Source organism: Paenibacillus jilunlii, from assembly GCF_900102965.1.
GTDB classification, from domain to species: Bacteria; Bacillota; Bacilli; order Paenibacillales; family Paenibacillaceae; genus Paenibacillus_AQ; species Paenibacillus_AQ jilunlii.
Genome location: NZ_FNGM01000017.1, coordinates 1 through 22,039, shown reverse-complemented (window position 1 = coordinate 22,039; position 22,039 = coordinate 1). Strand labels below are relative to the sequence as shown.

General features: G+C 50.3%; 16 protein-coding genes, 1 rRNA gene and 1 pseudogene. 15 read left to right on the top strand and 3 right to left on the bottom strand.

Annotated features, from left to right (window positions below; genetic code table 11):
• Nucleotides 1-59: 59 nt before the first annotated feature.
• On the bottom strand, nt 60-1,076 hold the full coding sequence (locus BLQ82_RS23860; protein ID WP_062522975.1) for a glycosyltransferase family 2 protein: 1,017 nt from the start codon (nt 1,074-1,076) through the stop codon (nt 60-62).
• Nucleotides 1,077-1,531: 455 nt separating this feature from the next.
• Between BLQ82_RS23860 and BLQ82_RS23855 the strand changes: the two are divergent.
• The 14 genes and pseudogenes from BLQ82_RS23855 to BLQ82_RS23790 form a co-directional block, all read left to right on the top strand.
• Nucleotides 1,532-1,717: pseudogene (locus BLQ82_RS23855) on the top strand (dTDP-4-dehydrorhamnose 3,5-epimerase family protein); the annotation flags it as partial.
• A gap of 77 nt (nt 1,718-1,794) precedes the next feature.
• Entirely contained in the window at nt 1,795-2,817 is a 1,023-nt protein-coding gene (rfbB, locus tag BLQ82_RS23850; protein WP_062522973.1) for a dTDP-glucose 4,6-dehydratase, read from the top strand.
• An 8-nt stretch (nt 2,818-2,825) separates the two neighbouring features.
• Nucleotides 2,826-3,686, top strand: coding sequence for a dTDP-4-dehydrorhamnose reductase (gene rfbD, locus BLQ82_RS23845; RefSeq protein ID WP_062523128.1), 861 nt, complete (start codon nt 2,826-2,828; stop codon nt 3,684-3,686).
• A 185-nt stretch (nt 3,687-3,871) separates the two neighbouring features.
• Nucleotides 3,872-5,008, top strand: coding sequence for a glycosyltransferase family 2 protein (locus BLQ82_RS23840; RefSeq protein ID WP_483143699.1), 1,137 nt, complete (start codon nt 3,872-3,874; stop codon nt 5,006-5,008).
• Between the two features lie 331 nt (nt 5,009-5,339).
• Nucleotides 5,340-6,239 (top strand): glycosyltransferase family 2 protein, encoded by a 900-nt coding sequence (locus tag BLQ82_RS23835; RefSeq protein ID WP_062523127.1) that lies wholly within the window; start codon nt 5,340-5,342, stop codon nt 6,237-6,239.
• Nucleotides 6,236-7,636, top strand: coding sequence for an undecaprenyl-phosphate glucose phosphotransferase (locus tag BLQ82_RS23830; protein WP_062522969.1), 1,401 nt, complete (start codon nt 6,236-6,238; stop codon nt 7,634-7,636). Before BLQ82_RS23835 ends, BLQ82_RS23830 begins: the two co-directional genes overlap by 4 nt.
• Nucleotides 7,637-7,754: 118 nt before the next feature.
• Complete coding sequence (locus BLQ82_RS23825; protein ID WP_062522967.1) at nt 7,755-8,621, top strand: phosphatidylinositol-specific phospholipase C/glycerophosphodiester phosphodiesterase family protein; 867 nt, start codon at nt 7,755-7,757, stop codon at nt 8,619-8,621.
• Nucleotides 8,622-8,812: 191 nt separating this feature from the next.
• Entirely contained in the window at nt 8,813-9,520 is a 708-nt protein-coding gene (pcrB, locus tag BLQ82_RS23820; RefSeq protein ID WP_062523125.1) for a heptaprenylglyceryl phosphate synthase, read from the top strand.
• Between the two features lie 62 nt (nt 9,521-9,582).
• A complete protein-coding gene (gene pcrA / locus BLQ82_RS23815) occupies nt 9,583-11,928 on the top strand; it encodes a DNA helicase PcrA (protein WP_074648576.1) in 2,346 nt (781 codons plus the stop codon).
• 75 nt (nt 11,929-12,003) lie between these two features.
• The gene (ligA, locus tag BLQ82_RS23810) at nt 12,004-14,016 is read left to right on the top strand and encodes an NAD-dependent DNA ligase LigA (RefSeq protein WP_062522963.1); all 2,013 of its coding nucleotides are present in this window, start codon (nt 12,004-12,006) and stop codon (nt 14,014-14,016) included.
• A gap of 134 nt (nt 14,017-14,150) precedes the next feature.
• Nucleotides 14,151-14,858, top strand: a complete 708-nt coding sequence (locus BLQ82_RS23805) for a response regulator transcription factor (RefSeq protein WP_062522962.1) — start codon at nt 14,151-14,153, stop codon at nt 14,856-14,858.
• Between the two features lie 19 nt (nt 14,859-14,877).
• Entirely contained in the window at nt 14,878-15,981 is a 1,104-nt protein-coding gene (locus BLQ82_RS23800) for a sensor histidine kinase (RefSeq protein ID WP_062522960.1), read from the top strand.
• A 108-nt stretch (nt 15,982-16,089) separates the two neighbouring features.
• Nucleotides 16,090-16,707, top strand: coding sequence for a hypothetical protein (locus BLQ82_RS23795; RefSeq protein ID WP_062522958.1), 618 nt, complete (start codon nt 16,090-16,092; stop codon nt 16,705-16,707).
• Nucleotides 16,704-18,575 carry a transglycosylase domain-containing protein gene (locus BLQ82_RS23790; RefSeq protein ID WP_062522956.1) on the top strand — a complete coding sequence of 624 codons (1,872 nt, stop codon included), beginning with the start codon at nt 16,704-16,706 and terminating at the stop codon, nt 18,573-18,575. The genes BLQ82_RS23795 and BLQ82_RS23790 overlap by 4 nt, the downstream gene beginning before the upstream one ends.
• Before the next feature lie 13 nt (nt 18,576-18,588).
• Here BLQ82_RS23790 and BLQ82_RS23785 read toward each other — a convergent pair whose 3' ends face one another.
• Nucleotides 18,589-19,863, bottom strand: a complete 1,275-nt coding sequence (locus BLQ82_RS23785) for a molybdopterin-dependent oxidoreductase (protein WP_062522954.1) — start codon at nt 19,861-19,863, stop codon at nt 18,589-18,591.
• A 198-nt stretch (nt 19,864-20,061) separates the two neighbouring features.
• On the bottom strand, nt 20,062-21,282 hold the full coding sequence (locus BLQ82_RS23780) for an MFS transporter (protein ID WP_062523123.1): 1,221 nt from the start codon (nt 21,280-21,282) through the stop codon (nt 20,062-20,064).
• Between the two features lie 496 nt (nt 21,283-21,778).
• Here BLQ82_RS23780 and BLQ82_RS23775 point away from each other — a divergent pair.
• Nucleotides 21,779-22,039, top strand: a 16S ribosomal RNA gene (locus tag BLQ82_RS23775); the annotation flags it as partial.

Here is a 22,039-nt window from a genome sequence, read left to right as displayed (position 1 = left end):
AAAAACTGTTAACTTTTAAAAGACTCCCTTTCCTAAGAATGGGAGTCTTTTAAAAAATATTAGTTTGTTGTGCCTACAAGTTCCTTTATTTCTTTGTTTCTTTGATCCGGCAAATTAAGAGTAGACTTCTCAATAAAATACTTAGGACGAGCCTTTACTTCTCTGTAAATTTTTCCTATATACTCACCTATAAAGCCTAAAGCAACAAGCTGAATACCACCTATAAACCATATAGATATCATTAATGAAGACCAACCAGAAGAAGTATGGCCCAAAAACTTATTGATTATAATATAAATGGCCATAAAAAAACTAAAAAGAAACATTAAAAAGCCTATAGCAGAAATTAGACGAATTGGAGTTACACTAAAAGAGGTTATTCCATCAAACGCAAATGCTAACATTTTCTTTAAAGGATATTTAGATTCTCCGGCAAACCGTTCATTTCGATCGTAATATACTTCAGTAGATTTATAACCAATAAGCGGAATGAGTCCTCTTAAAAAGAGGTTGACTTCTTTGAACTCTCCTAAATGTTCTAAAACCCGCTTGCTCATTAATCGATAGTCAGCATGGTTATAGATAATGTTAACTCCCATAGAATTCATTAACTTATAGAAGCCTTGGGCAGTAGTCCGTTTAAAAAAAGTATCGGTTGACCTACCTCTCCTAACACCATAAACGATATCATTCCCATTATTAAACTCTTCAATGAATTTGGGGATTACAGCTAGGTCGTCTTGAAGGTCGGCATCTATAGAGATAACGCAATCAGAAAAATCCTTTGCATAATTCAATCCAGCTAAAAGAGCGTTCTGATGACCAGCATTTCGAGCTAATTTCAGTCCCTGTACATACTTATTGAATATATTTGCATCCTCAATAATACCCCACGTTTTGTCACGACTACCATCATCTACAAATATAATCTTGCTGTCACTATGGATATTTTTATATTTTACTAACTCATCTAAAATAACCGTTAGACGTTTAATAGTTTCAGGTAGTACATCCTCCTCATTAAAACAGGGGATTACGAGTGCCAAAGTAATTGGTGTAACACTTTTTCTTTCCAAAAGATTATCGCTCCTTCTCTTCCTATTCAGATATTGCTTGCTAAGTATATATTAACATTCAACTAAATGTAATTGTATAATTGAACATAGTATTATAGTGATTTTCGGTATATTGGTTTTCAATAGATGCTGGCCCCCCTTCCTTAGCAATAAACTTATAAGACCATCCGTAAAATAGGAAGTGTAGAAGGGATCGTTAAAAGCTATAATCAAATATTATTATTCTATTTACTTGTATTTTAAGTCTATTCCTCATTCTATTTAATCTTACTTTGACCTCCTTTATTTGACAAGTTAAATGGTTTGGTAAATGTTATAAATTGGACGTGATGGATTAAGCAATTTATTACTAAAAAATAATTTTTCTTTCAAGCTCTGGTGTATCCTGCATTTCATTGATATACTAACTTTGCATGTATATTTTTATAACAAAATAAATTTATAATTTATTGTTGGGATTCTGTATCCCCACCCAAGTCTTATACAAAGTGGACGAATATTCTTCCCCTGAGAATGACCGCGGCATATTATGGAGTGATCCGGCGCTTGGCATTGATTGGCCGGCGTCTGCTCCGGTGTTATCGGATAAAGATCAGCGTCATCCGCTTTTGAAGGATGCGGAACTGAATTTTGAACAGTAATGGACACCAAGCCCATTTTTTTAATATAGCGATTATGATGGGCATTATATTTCAATGAATAAAAGGTGGGTACACACATGAAACTGCTAGTTACCGGCGGAGCCGGCTTCATCGGCAGCAACTTTGTAATTTACATGCTGCAGCAGCACCCGGATTACCAAATTTTGAATGTGGATGCTTTGACGTATGCAGGCAATCTGGAAAATTTGAAGTCGATTGAGAATCATCCGAATTATACGTTTGCCAAGGCTGATATCACGGATGTACAGGCGATGGATGCGCTGTTCAGCCAAGGCGTTGATGTGGTGGTCAACTTTGCGGCGGAGTCGCATGTGGACCGGAGTATTTTGGAGCCGGATGTGTTTGTGAAGACGAATGTGCTGGGGACGCAAGTGCTTTTGGATGCGGCCAAAAAATATAACGTGACCAAGTTTGTTCAGGTCTCTACAGATGAGGTGTATGGAACACTTGGGGCGACTGGCCTGTTTACGGAAGAAACGCCGCTTACTCCGAACAGTCCGTATTCCGCCAGCAAGGCGGGCGGGGATTTGCTGGTGCGTGCTTATCATGAGACCTTTGGTCTGCCGGTGAATATCACCCGCTGCTCCAATAACTACGGTCCCTACCAGTTCCCTGAGAAGCTGATTCCGCTGATGATCTCGCGGGCTTTGGCGGATCAGGCGCTGCCGGTCTACGGTGATGGAATGAATATCCGCGACTGGCTGTATGTTGAGGATCACTGCAGCGCGATTGATCTGGTTATTCATGAAGGTGTGATTGGCGAGGTGTACAACATTGGCGGCAACAATGAGCGTACGAATGTGCATATTGTAAAGACGGTGCTGCAGGAACTGGGCAAACCGGACTCGTTAATTACCTATGTTCAGGACCGTCCAGGCCATGACCGCCGCTATGGCATTGATCCAACTAAAATCACGAGAGAGCTGGGCTGGAAGCCTAAGCATACTTTTGAGACGGGGATTAAGGAAACGATCCAGTGGTATCTGAATAACCAGGAATGGTGGACCCGTATTCAATCCGGCGAGTACCAAAAATATGCAGCACTCCAGTACGGCAGCCGTCTGGGGGATTCACTATAATGCCGAAGATGAAGGTGCTTGTTACAGGTTCAGCCGGGCAATTGGGCCAGGATTTGGTGCTGTTGCTTCAAGCACAAGGTCATGAAGTACTGGGCTGCGACCGCCAGGAGATGGACATTACTGATCTGGATCAATGTGTGGAGATCATTGGTGGATTCGCACCGGATGCTGTCATTCACTGTGCCGCTCATACTGCGGTAGATGTCGCTGAGACAGACATAGATGCAGCGTATTTGATTAATGCCACCGGAAGCCGGAATGTGGCGCTTGCTGCCGAGAAGGCAGGGGCGAAGCTCGTGTATATCAGTACAGATTATGTTTTTGACGGCATGGGCACTCAGCCTTACCATGAATATGATAATACCGATCCACAGAGTATCTACGGTAAATCGAAGCGGGCTGGAGAAGTCTTGGTACAGTCTTTGTCCTCCAAGTTCTTCATTGTGCGTACTTCCTGGGTATACGGCAAGTATGGCAACAACTTTGTCAAAACCATGCTGAAACTGGGGCAGGAGAAGCCGCTGCTGCAGGTAGTAGATGACCAAAAGGGTTCACCTACTTACACCGTTGATTTAGCCAATTTTCTGCTTGAGCTGATTCAGACCGAGAAGTATGGCGTATACCATGCTTCGAATACGGAGTTCTGTACCTGGTATGAGTTCACGCAGGCGATCTTCGCTGAAGCAGAGGATATCCTGGGGCTGAAGTTTACCGCAAAGCTGGAGCCATGTGCGACGGAGCAATTTCCACGGCCGGCGCCGCGTCCACGTTATTCTGTAATGGAACACCTGTCGATCCGCACGAACGGCTTTCAGGATATACGGCCATGGCGTGAAGGACTGAGAGACTTTTTGCTTGAGCTGAAGTAACTGAAGCTAGAGCGAAGTAATTACCATCACAAATGATTCTGCAAGCTCCTGACTCGCAACTAGCGGGTTGGGAGTTTTTTTGTGGGCGTATGTATTACTCAAGAAGAGGCTCGGCCCCCGCAGAGAATGAAAAATATCTTCTGAGTTGTAGCAATGAATCAGGGGATATTCTCCCGTAGGATGGCATAGCCGCTTGTTCGTGTTTTCGATATAATGAGGAGGATGTTAGAAGCCGGAATTCGAGGATACTGAGGGTACTTATGAATAACTATATCAGCAATAAAACAGTAAGCGTACATATCGTGACCTATAACAGCGCAGATGACATTGCGGATTGTCTGACGGCAGTGTATGCCCAGGAATACCCCGTCGAGCAGATCGTCGTCGTAGACAATGCCTCTGCAGATGGCTGTGCGGGCAAGGTGAGAGCGTTCAGCGATACACTTACAGCGCAAGCTCCTTCAGCTCAACAGCAGGAAGCCGGAGCGGAGGGGAGCTTGAAGTCGGAGCTACATGTTCCTTCACTGACTCTTTTGGGAAACCACACCAACACCGGCTTCGCCCCCGCTCACAATCAAGCCATAGCTGCTACGAATACAGATTATGTGCTGGTCCTTAACCCGGACCTGACGTTGGAACCTGATTATATCTCCCGTCTGATCGCGAGGATGGAGGCCAACCCCCGGATCGGCAGTGCCACAGGCAAGCTTTTGTTAAAAGCAGATCACTCCCGTGTAGACAGTACAGGACTGCGGATGAACCGGGCGCGGCGCGCCTTTGACCGTGGAGCCGGAGAGCCTGCTGCGCAGTGGCCGGAATCCGGAATAGTGTTTGGGGTGTCTGGTGCAGCTGCGATGTATTCCCGCCGGATGATTGAGGATATCAGCGTGAATGGCGAGTTTTTTGATGCGGACTTCTTTGCGTATAAGGAAGATGTGGATGTGGCTTGGCGGGCAGAGCTATTTGGCTGGCTGGCCTACTACGATGCAGAGGCCGTCGGCTACCATGAGCGGGGCTGGAAAACGTCGGGCCGCGACAGCAAGCCGATGTTCATCCGGAGAATTTCCTATATTAACCGTTATAAAATGATCTATAAGAACGAGCCTGCGCGCACGTTGTTTTCGACTTTGCTCTACTCCCTGCCCTACGAGGCCGCAGCACATGGATATATGCTTCTAAAAGAACCAAAGTTAATTAAAGCCTGGGGCTCATTTTGGGCACAGAGACGGAATCTAAAGAAAAAACGGAAGTATATTCAGGCGAAGATTAAGAGCCTCAGAACAGGTAAAACCAGCCAAGGTAACAAGGCAGTGGAAAGATAACTTTAGTAGTGAAGGTTGGCAGTTACGTGAACAGCAGTAACAATCAAGAAATCTGCAGATGGACAGCTGCCGGAAGTCCAAGCATTCTCTGGAGTCACGACTAATCCAAATAGAAAAATCACAAGTTCAGTTTATATAGCACAAACTTAAGTTTAGCACATATAGTTTCTAACAAATCACTCTGCAAAAACCTCCCAAACAGGCGGCGCCTATCAAGGAGGTTTTTGTGTTATAATAATTGTCGGTAGATTACTATATTTGTCAGGAGCGTATTGCAGTGAGTGTAGATGTCAGTATTATTGTGCTAAATTACAACACATGCCGCCTGACGATGGACTGTCTGAGGTCGGTATATGATTCGGAAACTAATTTTGTCTATGAAATTATTCTGATAGATAATAACTCGCGGGATGACTCGGTTGAGAAGATCAGCCGGGAATTTCCCGGTGTGATGCTGATTGCCAACTCTGAGAATGTCGGGTATGCCCGTGGCAATAATCAGGGGATGGAGGTGGCTTCAGGCCGGTATGTGCTGCTGCTGAATTCGGATACGGTCGTGTTGAAGGACACGCTGCAGACGATGATCTCCTTTATGGACGACCGGCCGGATCTTGGAGCTTCGGGCTGTAAGGTGATTTTGCCGGATGGTTCACTGGATAAGGCCTGCAAGCGGGGATTCCCTACGCCTTCCGCTTCCTTCTATTATGCTTTCGGCTTCAGTAAGCTGTTCCCGGACCGGCCGAGATTCAATGGCTATCAGTTAGGTTACCTTGATCCTGATCAGGATTATCCTGTAGATTGTCTGGTCGGAGCGTTTATGCTGCTGCGGCGGGAGACGATTGAGCAGGTGGGCGGATTGGATGAGGACTTTTTTATGTACGGTGAGGATTTGGACTGGTGCTTCCGGATTAAGGAGGCCGGCTGGGGAATCTATTATTATCCGAAGACGTCCATCATACATTTGAAGGGCGGCAGCGCGCGGCGCAGGCCGTTCAAGATCGTCTATGAGTTTCATCGGGCGATGATTTTATTTCACCGCAAGCATTATAGCAAGCGGTACAATAGTATGATAAATGGAGCGGTCTATACCGGTGTGGGCGTGAAGTTCGTGCTCTCACTGGTGCGAAATGCCCTCATCCGTCCCCGGACTGCACCATCCCCGGCGCAGACTCTTACAAATACCGCAGAAGCGGGTTCAAGAACGGAATCGAATGCTGAGGTGAGATTATGATTCGCCGTAACCAGAGGTTTTTAACACAGCTCTACATGGTTGCCGATTTTTTAGTGATACAACTGTCCTTTTTGGCAGCTTGGTGGTTTAAATTCCGAAGCGGTCTATTGGAATCGTATAATACGCTGCCCATAGAGTCGTATGCCTATTGGAGCTTTGTCTACGGCGGTATTGCCGTACTAATTGGGATTATACTTTCGCTGTACCTGCCCAAGCGCAAGAAGCGCTTCGTCGATGAGTTCCTTAAGATTTTCCAGGTCCATATCATGGCTGTCTTCATGCTGCTTGGCTTAATGTTTTTCCTGAAGGAAATTGACGTATCCCGGCAATACCTCGCGATCTATATGGGTTTTAACGTCCTTTCAATTATGCTGTACCGCTATGTGCTGAAGAAAATGCTGAAATCGCTGCGCGAAAAAGGCCTTAACCGCCAGTTTGTCCTGATTCTAGGTGCCGGTACGTTGGGTAAAAGATTTTACAACAACCTGGTGCAGTACCCGGAGCTGGGATATGAAACCATCGGCTTTCTGGATGATTTCCATACGTGGGATGATATTGAAGCGAAGCGTTACAAGCCGATTCTGGGAACTGTGGATGAGCTGTCCGGGATGCTGGAAATGCTGCCGGTGGACGAAGTGATTCTAGCCCTTCCCCTGGATGCCCATTCCAAGTATCCGGCCATTATTGCCGCCTGTGAAAAGGCTGGGGTGCGGACGCTGATTATTCCCGATTTCTTCGATTATCTGCCGGCCCGGCCGTACTTTGATAATTTTGCCGGCATGCCGATGATCAATGTCCGTGACATTCCGCTGGACATGACCGGCAACAAGCTGGCCAAGCGCGCCTTTGATGTTCTGTTCTCGCTGTTCGCCATTATTATGTTGTCACCTGTGATGCTGATTGTGGCGCTGGGTGTGCGTCTGACTTCCCCGGGTCCAGTCATTTTCAAGCAGGAGCGGGTGGGGCTGAACCGGCGCAATTTCATGATGTATAAGTTCCGCTCTATGAAGATGCAGCAGGAAGGGGTGGAAGATACGGGCTGGAGTACTCCGGTCGATCCCCGGCGGACCAAGTTCGGTACCTTTATCCGCAGGACCAGCCTGGATGAGCTGCCGCAATTTTTCAATGTGCTGTTTGGCCAGATGAGTGTAGTCGGTCCCCGTCCGGAACGACCCTACTTCGTGGAGCAGTTCCGCGGTGAAATTCCGAAATATATGGTCAAGCATCATGTGCGTCCGGGAATTACCGGCTGGGCACAGAGCAACGGGCTCCGTGGTGATACCTCTATTGAAGAGCGGATCAAGCATGATATTTTCTACATCGAGAACTGGTCGCTGCTGTTCGATATCCGGATTATTTTCAAAACCATCCGTAATGGATTCAAAAATGCTTACTGAGCTTATAGTTGTTTCCTAATAATCTAGACTGCTGAAACGGTTGCCTTCCTTGAATCCGGGAAAGACACAGCCGTTTCTTTTTGTTTCTACTCCAAGTGATGGAAAGGAAACCGCATCTATGAAAAACACAAGGATTATTGCCACAGTCGTTATGATCTTCGCTTTGCTCTCTCTGCTGGTGATCACACTGGATGACCGGAATAAAGAGCCGTCAGCCGGCTTTCAGTCCCACCGGATCGTTGCCCACGCTATGGGAGGCGTCAATGGGCATGCGTATACGAATACCCTTGAAGCTTTTGTGGCCAATTATGAACAGGGAACCCGTGTGTTTGAGGCCGATTTGATGCTTACGAGCGATGATCAGCTGGTTGCCCGCCATGAGTGGTCTAAGAATATGAGCCGTCTGCTGGGACAGCAGACGGTACTGCCTGCCGCCAAACAAGGCACCGTGCTGGAATATGCCCAGTTTATGGACAGCCCTATCCTGGACATCTATTCTCCGCTGGATATTGAGAAAATCCTTGATCTCCTGCAGGCCTATCCGGATGCCTATATCGTTACGGATACGAAAGAGATTAAGCCTGAGCTGGTAACACAGCAGTTTACGTTGCTAACAGAGGCTGCGGAGCGCCGTGATCCGGCTTTGCTGGAACGGGTGGTTCCGCAGATTTACAGTCAGGACATGCTGGACGTAATTAATAAGGTGCATGTTTTTCCGGAGGTGCTGTATACCCTTTACCAATCGCAGGACAGCGACGAGCAGGTAATCGATTTTGCAAAAGAGCGCGGTGTGGATATCACCATGCCGTCCGAACGGGCCACCAAGAGCTTTGTGCAAAAGCTGAAAAAGGCCGGAGTCCGCGTCTATGTGAATACGGTGAATGATGAAGCCGAAATTGTGAAGCTCTCGCGTCTTGGTGTGGATGGCTTCTATACAGACTTTGTTTCCGAGGAAGACTTGAGCACGTTCAAGGGGCTTCGTTAAAACCCGGAAAAAGGCGAAAAAATGTTCGTATTTTTCCGTTCTTTAAATTGACACCCCCTCTGTGCTGACATAGACTAGAGATACAGCTTTTGCGGCAGCGGGAAGTGTTTTTGGCATGAAATATTTGCCTGGGCCAGCGGGTGTCTGAATTAAAGTCGGTTGAATAATGAGGATGGACGAAGATGATAGAAATGCGGCAAAAGATACAGTCCTGGAGGCATGTATTTAAGCTGGACCCGGACCGTGAGCTAGGGGACCGTGAGCTGGAGGCAGTCTGCCTGTCAGGAACGGATGCGATACTGGTCGGAGGCTCCACTGGAGTGACCTATGAAAATACGGTTGCTCTGTTAGCCAGAGTGCGTCAATATGAGCTGCCCTGTGCCTTGGAAATCTCGGATTTAGTGGCCGTTGTGCCGGGATTTGATCTGTATATGATTCCAATGGTACTGAACAGCCCCGATACCGATTGGATATTGGGCCATCACCGCCGGGCGATTGAACGCTACGGGAGTCTGATTCCGTGGGAGCAGCTGCTAACCGAAGGCTACATCGTACTGAACGGCGATTCTTCCGTAGCCCGCCTTACAGGGGCTGACAGCTCGCTGAGCGGGGAAGGGGCAGCAGCTTACGCGCAGATTGCGGACAAGCTGATGAGTCTGCCGGTGGTTTATCTGGAGTATAGCGGTACCTTCGGCGATATGGATACGGTGCGCACAGTAAGAGAGACTGTGGAGCACAGCCAGCTTTTTTATGGCGGGGGAATTACAGGGGTGGAGGAAGCGGAGCAGGCCGCTGCGTTATGTGATACTGTAGTGGTCGGCAATGTGATCTACCAGGATGTGCAGCAGGCGCTGCTTACCGTAGAAGCGGTGAAAAGAACACCGCAGATTGAATTGTAAAATATAAGGACGGCGAAGCCGTTTCTGCTTAATTCGTAATCTCAGAAAGGAGCATGTCACACATGCAACTTGTTAACATACAGGATGCCGTAAGCCGGCTTAATCCTCCACAGCGTCAGGCTGTAGAAACTACTGAAGGCCCTTTGCTCATTATGGCCGGAGCGGGCAGCGGTAAGACGCGCGTGCTTACCCACCGCATTGCCTGGCTGATTGCGAACCGCAAAGCTCCGCCGTGGGCGATTCTGGCGATAACCTTCACCAACAAGGCCGCCCGGGAAATGCAGGACCGTGTCTCCAAGCTGGTAGGACCCGAGGGCCGGGATATTTGGGTATCCACCTTTCACTCGATGAGTGTGCGGATTCTGCGCAAGGATATCGAGCGGATTGGTTTCACTTCCAACTTCTCTATCCTGGATTCTACTGATCAATTGTCTGTCATCCGCAACTGCATGAAGGATCTGAATATTGATACGAAGAAGTTTGAGCCCAAGGCTGTCCAGGCCATGATTAGTGCCGCCAAGAATGAACTGATCACACCTGCGCAATATGAGCAGAAAATCGGCGATTATCTGGAAGGCCTCGTGGCCAAAGTATATACGATGTACCAGAAGCGGCTGAAGAGCAACAACTCGCTGGACTTTGACGATTTGATTATGAAGACGATTGAATTGTTCAAGGAAGTGCCGGAGGTGCTGGATTTTTACCAAAAGAAATTCAAATACATCCATGTCGATGAGTATCAGGATACGAACAGGGCACAGTATATGCTCTGCCGGATGCTGGCGGACAGCCATCACCGCATTTGTGTGGTCGGCGACAGCGACCAGTCGATCTACCGCTGGCGCGGGGCGGATATCACGAACATTCTGAATTTCGAAGAGGATTATCCCGAAGCGAAGACGATTCTGCTGGAGCAGAACTACCGCTCCACCTCCAATATTCTAAATGCCGCCAACGGCGTGATCGCGCTGAATACCGGACGCAAGCCCAAGAAGCTGTGGACGGATTCAGCGGAGGGCGCGAAGATCAAGGTTTTCCGCGGCGACTCTGAGCATGACGAGGGTTATTTTGTAACTGGAGAAATCAGCAAGAATGTGAAGCAGGGGCAGTCATACCAGAACCATGCCATCCTGTACCGTACCAACGCCCAGTCGCGTGTAATAGAAGAAATCCTGATTAAGTCGGATATTCCTTACCAGATTGTCGGCGGGATCAAGTTCTATGACCGCAAGGAAATTAAGGATCTGCTGGCGTATCTGCGCCTTCTCTCTAATCCCGATGACGATATCAGCTTGACGCGTATTATCAATGTGCCCAAGCGGGGGCTGGGCGATACGACAGTGGGCAAGCTTGCTGCAGCCGCTGCTTCACAGGGCGTGTCGATCTTCCGGGCACTGCAGACGGTGGATGATCTGGGTTTTGCAGGGCGGACGCGAAATACGCTCGTAGAGTTCTACGATATGATCGAGGCGCTGCACCGGATGGTGGAATTCCTGTCCGTGACGGAGCTGACGGAGAAGATCCTGGAGCTGTCCCAGTACCGGCTGGAGCTGCAGAATGAGAATACCCTGGAATCCCGCTCCCGTCTGGAAAATATCGACGAATTCCTGTCGGTAACCATGGAATTTGAGAAGAATAATGAGGACAAGTCGCTGGTGTCCTTCCTGACCGATCTGGCGCTGATCGCAGACATCGACAGCGTGAATGACGAGGAGGAACGCAGCGATGCTGTGGTGCTGATGACCATGCACAGCGCCAAGGGGCTGGAGTTCCCGACCGTCTTCATTATCGGGATGGAGGAGGGTGTCTTCCCGCACAGCCGGGCCTTCCAGGACAATGATGAGCTGGAAGAAGAACGGCGGCTTGCGTACGTAGGGATCACCCGTGCGGAGAAGCAGCTGTTCCTCAGCTGTGCACGGATGCGCACGCTGTTCGGGCGGACGACGGCGAATCCGCCGTCGCGCTTCCTGGAGGAGATTCCGGAGGAGCTGAAGGAAGATACCGGCGGAGCCCCGGACCGCTTCCGCCGCGGCGCGGAGGTTGGCGGTGCCTATGGCGGCCGCGGCTTCGGCGGCGGCAGCCGGGGCAACTTCGGCAGCCGCAGCAGCGCTGCCGGGAACGCGCCGGCAGGCGGCGGGAACGCCGGCTTCGGCGGCAGCACAGCGTCCGCGGCGGCCGGCGCGGGCCGCGTGACCGTGGCCGCCGGAGGCGCGCAGCGCGCTCCGGGAGCGGCGGCGCCGGGCGACTTCAAGGCCGGCGACAAGGTCTCCCACGGCAAATGGGGCATCGGTACCATTGTGTCGGTGAAGGGCAGCGGCAACGATACGGAGCTGCAGATTGCTTTTCCGGCGCCGGTGGGAGTGAAACGGCTGCTGGCGGGCTTTGCACCCATTACCAAAGTCGAATAATTCGGCTGCGATTAACGAATGCGTTTTTGGACCACGCTAACCGTAGGACACTATTTGATGGAGGGATGTTCCCGGATGGATGTTATGCACACCATGGAAGAACTTGTAGCCGAACTGAATCAATATAATTATCACTACTATACGCTGGATGCGCCTCTGGTCAGCGACAAAGAGTATGATGCCCTTTACGATAAGCTGGTAGCTCTTGAAGCGGAGAGCGGCATTATTTTGCCTCATTCCCCTACACAGCGTGTAGGGGGAGAACTGCTCAAAGGCTTCACCCCGCACCGGCATCTGGCCCCCCTGTGGAGCCTGGATAAGGCGCAGAATATTGAACAGCTCCGCAGCTGGAACACGCGGGTACTGAAGCTTGTGAATGATTACAACACCAAAAATCCGGAAAACCCTCTTCCAGAGCCCTGCTACGCGGTGGAACTGAAATTTGACGGTTTGACCCTGAACCTGACCTATCGTGACGGAACGCTGGTGCAGGCAGCGACACGCGGCAATGGCGTGACCGGGGAAGGCATTCTTGCCCAGGTGAAGACGATCAAATCGGTTCCGCTAACGATTCCGTTTAAGGAAGGCGTTATTGAGGTGCAGGGTGAAGGGATTATGAATTTGTCTGTGCTGGCCGACTATAACACAAGGGCTGCGGAACCGCTCAAGAATGCCCGCAACGGGGCAGCAGGGGCGCTGCGCAACCTGAATCCCAAGACTACGGCGGAACGAAGACTGAACGCTTTTTTCTATAATGTAGGGTATGCAGAGGGTGTACAGTTTTCCGACCATCAGGAAATGATGGATTTTCTGCGGACCAACCGGTTTAAGGTCAATCCGTATCTGACTTATTTCGATAAGTTTGATGATGTCACCGAGCAGCTGGCTGAGATCGAAGAGAGCCGTTCCGGCCTTGACTACCTGATCGATGGGGCGGTCATCAAGGTAACGGATTTCCGCATCCGCGAGGTGCTGGGGTACACGGACAAGTTCCCGCGCTGGGCGGTGGCTTATAAATTCGAGGCGGAAGAAACCACAACGATTCTGGAGTCGGTAAGCTGGAATGTGGGCCGCACCGGCAAGGTGACTCCTTTGGCCCGTGTGGAGGCAGTTGAGCTGGCTGGCGTGACCGTCCAGAATTGTACACTGAACAATGTTGGGGATATTGAACGGAAGAATCTCAAGCATGCCCTAGGTACGCGTGTGTTCATCCGCCGCTCCAATGATGTCATTCCGGAAATTCTCGGCAAAGTAACAGAGGAGAGTGACGGGGGGGAGATTATATTCCCTGTAGACTGCCCGGCCTGCGGCTTCCCGCTGGAAATGCGCGGCGCACACCTCTTCTGCAACAATAAGCTGGATTGCAAGCCGCAGATCATCGGACGGATTACTCACTTTGCCTCCAGGGATGCCATGGATATCGAAACCTTTAGTGACAAGACGGCGGGTCAACTGCATGAGGAATTGAACGTGCGCGAGCCTGCTGATTTGTACGAACTCACTTTTGAGCAGCTGGTCAAGCTGGAACGTTTTGGAGAGAAGAAGGCGGCCAATTTGCTGAAGGCGCTGGAGGAGAGCAAGGGACGGGATCTTGCGTCTTTCCTGTTTGCGCTGGGTATCCCGAACACGGGCAAGGCAACCACCAGAATGCTCGCGGATCATTACCGCAGCCTGGAAGCGGTCATGAAGGCTACCGCCGAGGAATTGTCCGGACTCCCGGACATCGGAGGCATTGTTGCTGAGAGTATTGTCAGCTTTTTTGCCGATCCCTTTGTGGTCACAAGTATCAACCGTATGCTTAAGCTAGGGGTGGAAGCGAAGGCACCTGAGGCTCCGCGTCAAGTGAGTACCGATTCTTTCTTCAGCGGCAAAACGGTCGTGCTGACCGGTTCGCTGCAGAAGCTTACCCGTGAGGAAGCGGCGGAACGTCTGGAAGCGCTGGGTGCCAAAGTCTCCGGCAGTGTCTCCAAAAAAACCGATCTCGTCATCGCCGGCGAGAAAGCAGGCAGTAAGCTGGCCAAGGCACAGCAGCTGGGCATTCAAGTGATTGAGGATGAAGAAGAGCTGATCCGGCTGTTGGAGAGTTAGGCATTGCAGTTGAATACACAGGCATTTCCGAAGCCCTGATCCGAAAAATATCGGATACAGGGCTTTTTGCCATATCGTTCTTTAATATAAAATAGTGGGGAATGGTATTTTTGGGTTAGAGAGGATACTTGCCAATGAAACAAGAAACAATCCTGCTGGTTGACGATGAGAAAGAGATTGTAAACCTGCTGGATATCTACTTCCGCAATGAGGGATACCGGCTGCTCAAGGCGTATGACGGGATGGAAGCGCTGGATTACTTGAGAGAAGAGACAGTCGATCTGATTATTATGGATGTAATGATGCCCCGAATGGACGGAATCGCAGCCTGCATGGAGATCCGTGAAGAACAAAACATGCCGATTATTATGCTCTCCGCCAAAAACTCGGATATGGACAAAATTCTCGGGCTCAGCATAGGGGCCGACGATTATGTAGGGAAGCCGTTTAATCCACTGGAACTGGTGGCCCGGGCCAAATCCCAGCTGCGCCGCTACCATCGATTCAATAAGGATGCTCCGGTGAAACCTAACGAGAATGAACTGATATTCGAAGATTTGGTGATAGACATCGCGAAGCATGAGGTCAGTGTGGATAACCGCAAGGTGAAGCTGACCCCCCGGGAATTTTCCATTCTGGAGCTGCTGGCCAGACATCAGGGGCAGGTACTCAGCATGGAGCAGATTTATACGAATGTCTGGAGTGATCCTTTTCTGGATGGCGGCAACACCGTGATGGTACATATCCGCAATATCCGCGAGAAAATGGAGCTTGACCCGAAACGCCCCCGCTATATTCAGACCGTGTGGGGAATCGGATACAAACTGGACAGGCCGTCCTGAAAACCTGAGGTGAGAAAGGTTGAATGCCAAATTTGTAAGTACGATCCGCTGGAAATTCATATGGGCGTTTATACTTAGCGTTGTATCAGGAGCTATTCTGCTAATCGGAGGATACCGGTTGGTGAATTCCCTGGTCTATTTGAACCCTTCTCCGCCGTCAGCGGCGTATTCACAGCTTCTGAGATGGGTCATTAACCATATTGGCTCAGTACCCGTAATGACTGCTGCCGGTATTCTGAGCTTTCTGTTTTTCTTTTTTATCTATACGCGAAAAATAGTTCTGTATCTAGAGGAGATCACACGCGGCATTCAGCAAATTACGAAGCTGGGAGAATCGCACCGGATCGAGGTCCGGACTGCGGATGAGCTGGGTCTGCTGGCGGAGAACATTAATATCATGTCTGAACGGCTCCAGCATTCCCTCCTGGATGAACGCAAGACAGTTGCTGCCAAAAATGAGCTGATTACAGGCGTATCCCACGATTTGCGCACCCCGCTGACTTCCGTTCTTGGCTATCTTGAATATATCGAGCAGGACCGCTGCCGGGAAGAGACGGAGCTGCGCTATTACGTGAATATTGCCTACCAGAAAGCATTGGTTCTGCAAAAACTCATTGATGATCTGTTCGAGTATACCCGTGTCAGCAGCGGAGGGCTGCCGCTTGTACCGGAACGTCTGGATTTGAAGGCCTTTATGCGCCAGTTGGCGGAAGAGGCGGTTCCAGAGCTGGCCCGGGCGGGCATGACTTACGAACTGGTGGATGAGACCGATTCGCTATGGATTCAGGCCGCTCCTTATGAATTGCTGCGGGCTTACGAGAATCTGATTACCAATGCGATAAGGTATGGGAGAGAGGGCAAGAGGCTGGAGATCGGATTGTCCCGTGAAGGGAAGGAAGCTGTGGTACGGATCAGCAATTTTGGTGAACGGATTGCGGAAAGCGATCTTCCGCATATTTTTGAACGCTTTTACCGGGCTGAACGCTCCCGTTCCCAATATACCGGCGGTTCCGGTCTGGGTCTGGCTATTGCTAAGGGGATCGTTGAACGCCATAAGGGAGTCATCTCAGCTGCAAGCGACATGTACCGGACAGATTTTATTACACGTTACCCGCTCGCCTAAGATTTCTTAAGAAAATCTTCAGCATTTTGGCCGCTGCATCTTAAGAATTGGCCGATAGTCTAGTTGACATAAGGTGGTTATTGCCTGTGTGACTAGGAGGGGATGAGTTTGAAAAAATTCTATACGGTACGCTCCGGCTATCTGTATATCTTTGGAGGCAGTGTGCTGCTCAGCGGGATGCTGCTTGCTGCCGCGTATTGGACGATTGCATTGCTGTACTCGCACTATGGTGCTGAATCTACAGCAATTTGGATTAAGCTCCTGCACTGGATGACGAATCATATCGGCCGGAGGCCGCTTGCGGTGCTGCTGTTCACTGCCCTGTTTACCGTAATCTTTCTGCTGCGTTCGCAGAAAATATCCAGTGATCTCAAGAACCTGCTGCAGGCAACAGAAGACTTGTCCAGCCGGGGTTCCTTTGGGGAGCTGAGAGTAGACAGCGGCGGCGAGCTGGGCCAGTTGGCCGCTAATCTGCGCAGAATCAAGAGACCGGACACTGCGGCGTTAGAGGATATGACCGATTACAGGATCAGCCAGCCGGAAGAGCCGGTGCTGGATAGCGAAGTGCTTATGGCTCTGATATTAAGAACAAGAACGCTTCTGCGTTTGCTGCATGAAGCCGCAACGGAAGAGCAGGCACAAGGGCGGGTTCCGAAGGTAGCAGCGGCTCAACGGGAGGCGATGGGGATGGAAGGGTTCCTGGAGAACCTGATGACCCGGTCATGAGCAGGCTGGATACCAGAGTCGTACGAAAGCTGCAGCATGTCTTTTATACTGCTTTTGATATTGCGGTAGTCTCAGCTATACTGCTGCTGGCTATGCTGGTTTATGTCCATCAATACGGGGGTGCTGTACTTGGCCGTTATCCCGAAAAGCTGAAGCTCCCGGAGTCCAGTGTAATTCTTGCATCGGATGGGACGGTACTGCGGAGAATCCCGCTTCCCGAATCAGGTTACAGAACAACGGCCCGGCTGGAAGAGATGCCGGAATTGCTGGTCGAGACCTTTTTAGCTGTCGAGGACCAGCGCTTTTACAGCCATCAGGGACTGGATTACCCGGGAATCCTTCGTGCTGCGTTGCACAATACGGTGCAGCTCAGCGCCTCAGAGGGAGGCAGCACCATCACTCAGCAGCTTGCCCGCAATCTTTATCTGGACAGGGATAAAAATATGCTGCGCAAGCTGAAGGAGGCCTCCCTTGCACTGGCTTTGGAGAAGCGGCTGCCGAAACAGGAGATTTTGCAGCTGTATCTCAACCAAATCTACATGGGCCACGGCCAATATGGGGTAAAGTCAGCAGCGGAATATTATTTCGGTATAACTCAACTGAAAGAATTAGAGATCTGGCAAATTGCTGCCTTGGCGGCCATTCCCAAAGGGCCCTCTGTATACAACCCTGAGGCGGAGGGGGAGCGGTCTAAGGGAAGGAGAGACCTTGTGCTGCAGATTATGCAGCAGCGGGGGTTGATTACCCACGCGGAAATGGCTGCTGCGATGAGCAAGGAGTTTCAACCTGTAGAGAGGGCCAAGGCGGAGAGGATCGGCGATTCTTATATGGATGCGGCACTTAAGGAAGCTTCCCGGCTGACCGGACAGCCGCTGGAGGAATTGCGGACAGGGGGCTACACCATAGTGACCGGAATGAATCCCGGTGCCCAGCAGGCGCTGGAAGAGTCTTTTGATAATCCTGACTTCTTCCCCCCGGACGGGACTACGCAGCAAGTGGAGGCTGCAATGGCTATAATCAATCATCATACTGGTGATGTTGTGGCGTTGACTGGCGGGCGCCATCCAGGCAAAGGCGGTACAAACCGGGCTATTATTGATGCGCGCCAGCCCGGTTCTGCGTTCAAGCCAATCATTGATTACGGACCGGCGCTGGAAAGCGGACGCTTTGCACCAGACAGTATGCTCCCTGACCGGAAGGAGACGTATGGAGATTATAGTCCGGGTAATCTGAATGGTATATACCGGGGACAAGTCAACATGTCACTGGCGCTGCAGCATTCCATTAATGCTCCGGCCGTTTGGCTGCTGAAGCAGGTGGGAATTGCCAACGCCCGTTCTTTCGCTGCCAAGCTTGGAGTGGCACTGCCGCCGGAAGACAATAATCTGTCAATTGCCCTTGGCGGGCTGCATACCGGAGTGTCTCCGCTCAAGATGGCGCAGGCTTACAGTGTGTTTGCGAGTGGAGGAACCTTCCTCGAAGCCCATACCGTAAGAAGCATTACTGATGCAGAAGGGAAAAGATTGTACACCTATTCTCCTATACAGCGTCAGGTCATCTCGCAGAGAACTGCAGCAAGCATGACTGCTATGCTTCGTAACGCTGTTAATTACGGGACGGGGGCAAAGGCAAGAATGAATATTCCAGTAGCCGGGAAGACCGGCACGACCCAGGCTGATCTGCCGGGCATCACCGGCAAGGCTAACCGCGACCTCTGGTTCGTCGGTTATACCCCGGACTTAACAGCAGCTGTATGGATGGGATTCGACCGTACAGACAAGGATAACTATATGACCGCCGGCAGTGGGAAGGCGGCTGGATTATTTTCTGCTGTGATGAACAAAGTGTATGCCAGCAGGAGGCGGTAGACATACTGCCCGTCTATACCCGCTTCGCATTTGGCAGCCAGGCATCCTTGTCATAACCGCGTTGTTCCCAGTAGCCGACATGGTCCTCTTCAATAAGCTCTATCCGGTTAAGCCACTTCACCGATTTATAGGCATACATTTGTGGGGTTACCAGGCGTACTGGGCCTCCAAGCTGGTTCGGGATCGGTTTGCCGTCATGCATTACGGCGACCATTACATCCTCCATCTGCGCCTGAGCCAGCGTCAGCGAATCGGTGTAAACTCCATCGCCGGAATAGAACTTCACCATGGTTGCCTGCCCGCCTACACCGGCCATCTCAAGCAGCTTTGCGAGGGGGAGTCCTTCCCAGGTGTTTTTATATACCGACCAGCCCGTAACACAGTGAAAATCGCTGACCTGCACCTCGCGCTGCAGCTTGACGAATTCCTCCCAATTCCAAGTGAATTTTTGGTCAACCAGGCCATCGATGGTAAAAGACCAATTGCTGTTATCGAACGCAGGGATATCCGTAACAGTATACACCCTGAAGCTGCCTTCCGCTCCGCCTCCAATGGGAGGCGCTGAATCGGCCAGCGGTATAGGATCGGGAAGCAGAGCATTGGCATTGCCCGCGGCATACTCGGCAGCACCCGGAAGCTGAAGGGATTTGCCGATCCAGCGTACAAAGGTTGGACCGAGCGTAACGGCCAGCCCTGCGCCAACAGCAGCTTTAATGAACCCGCGGCGTGAATACATCGGCTGAGGCCCCGGTGCTGCTGCGGGTTTTTGAGTCCCTCCTATAATCTTGTCCTTGCTCTCCAAAGCTGTTTCCGGCACAATGGAGCGCTTCTTGGGCTCCTTCAGCCATTTGACCCTGGTAATGGAATGGTAGATCATGGCCGGAAGTCCAACCCAGGTGAGGAGATCATGAATAAACAGCGCCGCATTGGCTGCTCTTGTTCCGGCAAGTCTGAACTGCCAAAGGACAATCCCGGATACAATCCAGCCGATCAGCAGAACCAGCACAAAAATCACATTGGCCTTCTGCGGACCCTTGCCCTTCAGTCTTTTCCAATGCTTCGCTGCAAGCAGTAAATAATAAATGACCGGCACTAGCAGCACCAGCCCCAATGCGATATGCGCCCACTTCAGCCACACTCTTCCTTCGCCAAGCAGCTCCCGCCAGAAACCCCCAACCAGCAGCAATCCGCTTACTGCCAGAAACAATACCAGCCAGGCATTCCACATGTGAATGGAAACCAGCTTTTTTCCGTAGCCTTTGCGGAGCCTCTCCAAAGCTTTCCCCATTGCTGTCCCTCCTCTAGCTCTACTGCTATGACGAATCATTCAACTTTTAAATAATTGTACCGCAAAAATCAGCTGTTGAATAATTCTCTGTTTGGCTGCCGCTGCCGCCTAGTCCATTCGTCAAAAAGCCCATCTTTCTCAACAGCCGAGAAGGATGGACCAGGTTATAAAGAGGCTTTGAAGTTCGCGCACAGTACTTTATTCAGCCGCCCATTCTTCCAGCTTTTTGTCTCCGGGGAGCAGCAGTGCAAGCAGGCCTAGCAGAGGAAGGAATCCACAGGCCACGAATACTGTCGTAATGCCAATACGGTCAATAAGCTCACCAATGACAACAGAGCCGATGCCGCCGAGTCCAAAAGCAAGTCCGGTAATCAGGCCGGACACCGTGCCGATATTTCCCGGATACAGCATCTGTGCATAGATCACCGTCACGGAGAAGCTTGACAACAGGATAAAACCAGATATAACCAGTAGTACTAGAGCCCAGGCCTGATTTACAAAAGGAAGCGCCAGTGCAAAGGGAACTGTTCCCACCATAGAGAGCAGGATCAGGTTCCGCCGTCCAAAGCGGTCCGCAAGCGGCCCTCCAAAGAATGTGCCAACCGCACCGGCAGCCAGGTACATAAAAATGTAGATCTGGGCATCATCAATGGTCATCCCATAATTCTTCATTAAGTAGAAGGCATAGTAGCCGCCGATCGAGGCGCCGTACCAGGAACGGACGAATACAAGGAAGACCAGAATAATAGTGGCAGTCAAAATACTTCTGCTGCGTGCAGGATCAATTGTTCGTGCAGCGGATTTTTTACGGAAGGTATATCCTTCGTTCAGCATTTGCCGGTACCATTTGGCCACGTAGGTCTGAACAGCAATGCCAGCTGCCGCAATGACAGTGAACCCCAGCGCGCCCATCTGCCCGAACGGGATGAATATCCATTTCATCAATAGTGGACCTAAGGATTGTCCGGCGTTGCCGCCAACCTGAAAGATGGATTGGGATAATCCCTTGCGCTGTCCCGCCGCCATATGAGCCACACGCATCCCTTCCGGATGGAAAGCAGCCGATCCGAATCCGACCAGCATCACTGAAAATATGACGAGCGCATAATTGCCGGCAAAAGCGAGCAGGAACACTCCGGCAAAAGTGCAGCACATTCCCAGCGGCAGCAGGATAGGCCGTGGTTTGCGGTCAGCGGCATATCCTATAACAGGCTGGATCACTGAGGATGTAATGTTCAGGGCAAAAGCGATCCATCCCACTTGAGCATAAGAAAGCAGCATATTGTCCTTCAAGATAGGGAACATGGCCGGAATCAGTGCTTGAATGGAATCATTAAATAAATGAACAAAGCTGACAGCCAGTAAAATACGGTAGATGGTAGCCTGCTGCAGATGGCGCTGATCCTGCTCTTCTTTCATTATTGGTGCTGTGGACGATAGGGTTTTGTTATTCATCAGTTCTCCTTTCAGAGCTGGTTGATAATGTGAGTAATTGCTGGCTTTTATTATGCTTTATTCTAGCCATAAGTATTGTATTATGGAAATCAATTTGTGCCCTATCCGTACAAATTATGCGCCAGTTCATTTATTTATAAAAAATACTTGCAATCATCAGAATGGCGTGATATATTATCTCTTGTGCTTATGAGGCATCGACGCTGAATAAATGAGCGGAGAAGAAATAAGTTGACAAGATACAATGAAACATGATATGATCTAATTCCTGCGCTTAACACGAAGTGTTGAGAAGACGGGAGCAAGTTCTTTGAAAACTGAACAAATGGAACGCGTTAATTTTTAAGAGATTCATATAATGAATCGTCAGTTTCAAAATGAGCAATCGCTCTTTCTAATATCTTTTTCGGATGGTTATTTCCTCGGAGTGATTCGGGTGAAGTAGCCACCCGGAAAAACCTATTTGGAGAGTTTGATCCTGGCTCAGGACGAACGCTGGCGGCGTGCCTAATACATGCAAGTCGAGCGGAGTCTTGTTGGAAGCTTGCTTCCAACCTGGCTTAGCGGCGGACGGGTGAGTAACACGTAGGCAACCTACCCTCTAGACTGGGATAACTACCGGAAACGGTAGCTAATACCGGATAATTCCTTGGCCCTCCTGGGCTTGGGATGAAAGGCGGAGCAATCTGCTGCTAGAGGATGGGCCTGCGGCGCATTAGCT

Bases quoted from the DNA above. Each gene is read 5' to 3' on its own strand.
- ligA (WP_062522963.1), top strand. From the start codon at position 12,004: ATGGATGTTATGCACACCATGGAAGAACTTGTAGCCGAACTGAATCAA.
- BLQ82_RS23825 (WP_062522967.1), top strand. From the start codon at position 7,755: ATGAAAAACACAAGGATTATTGCCACAGTCGTTATGATCTTCGCTTTG.
- rfbD (WP_062523128.1), top strand. From the start codon at position 2,826: ATGAAGGTGCTTGTTACAGGTTCAGCCGGGCAATTGGGCCAGGATTTG.
- BLQ82_RS23790 (WP_062522956.1), top strand. From the start codon at position 16,704: ATGAGCAGGCTGGATACCAGAGTCGTACGAAAGCTGCAGCATGTCTTT.
- BLQ82_RS23785 (WP_062522954.1), bottom strand. From the start codon at position 19,863: ATGGGGAAAGCTTTGGAGAGGCTCCGCAAAGGCTACGGAAAAAAGCTG.
- pcrB (WP_062523125.1), top strand. From the start codon at position 8,813: ATGCGGCAAAAGATACAGTCCTGGAGGCATGTATTTAAGCTGGACCCG.
- pcrA (WP_074648576.1), top strand. From the start codon at position 9,583: ATGCAACTTGTTAACATACAGGATGCCGTAAGCCGGCTTAATCCTCCA.
- BLQ82_RS23830 (WP_062522969.1), top strand. From the start codon at position 6,236: ATGATTCGCCGTAACCAGAGGTTTTTAACACAGCTCTACATGGTTGCC.
- rfbB (WP_062522973.1), top strand. From the start codon at position 1,795: ATGAAACTGCTAGTTACCGGCGGAGCCGGCTTCATCGGCAGCAACTTT.
- BLQ82_RS23805 (WP_062522962.1), top strand. From the start codon at position 14,151: ATGAAACAAGAAACAATCCTGCTGGTTGACGATGAGAAAGAGATTGTA.
- BLQ82_RS23780 (WP_062523123.1), bottom strand. From the start codon at position 21,282: ATGAAAGAAGAGCAGGATCAGCGCCATCTGCAGCAGGCTACCATCTAC.
- BLQ82_RS23835 (WP_062523127.1), top strand. From the start codon at position 5,340: ATGGACTGTCTGAGGTCGGTATATGATTCGGAAACTAATTTTGTCTAT.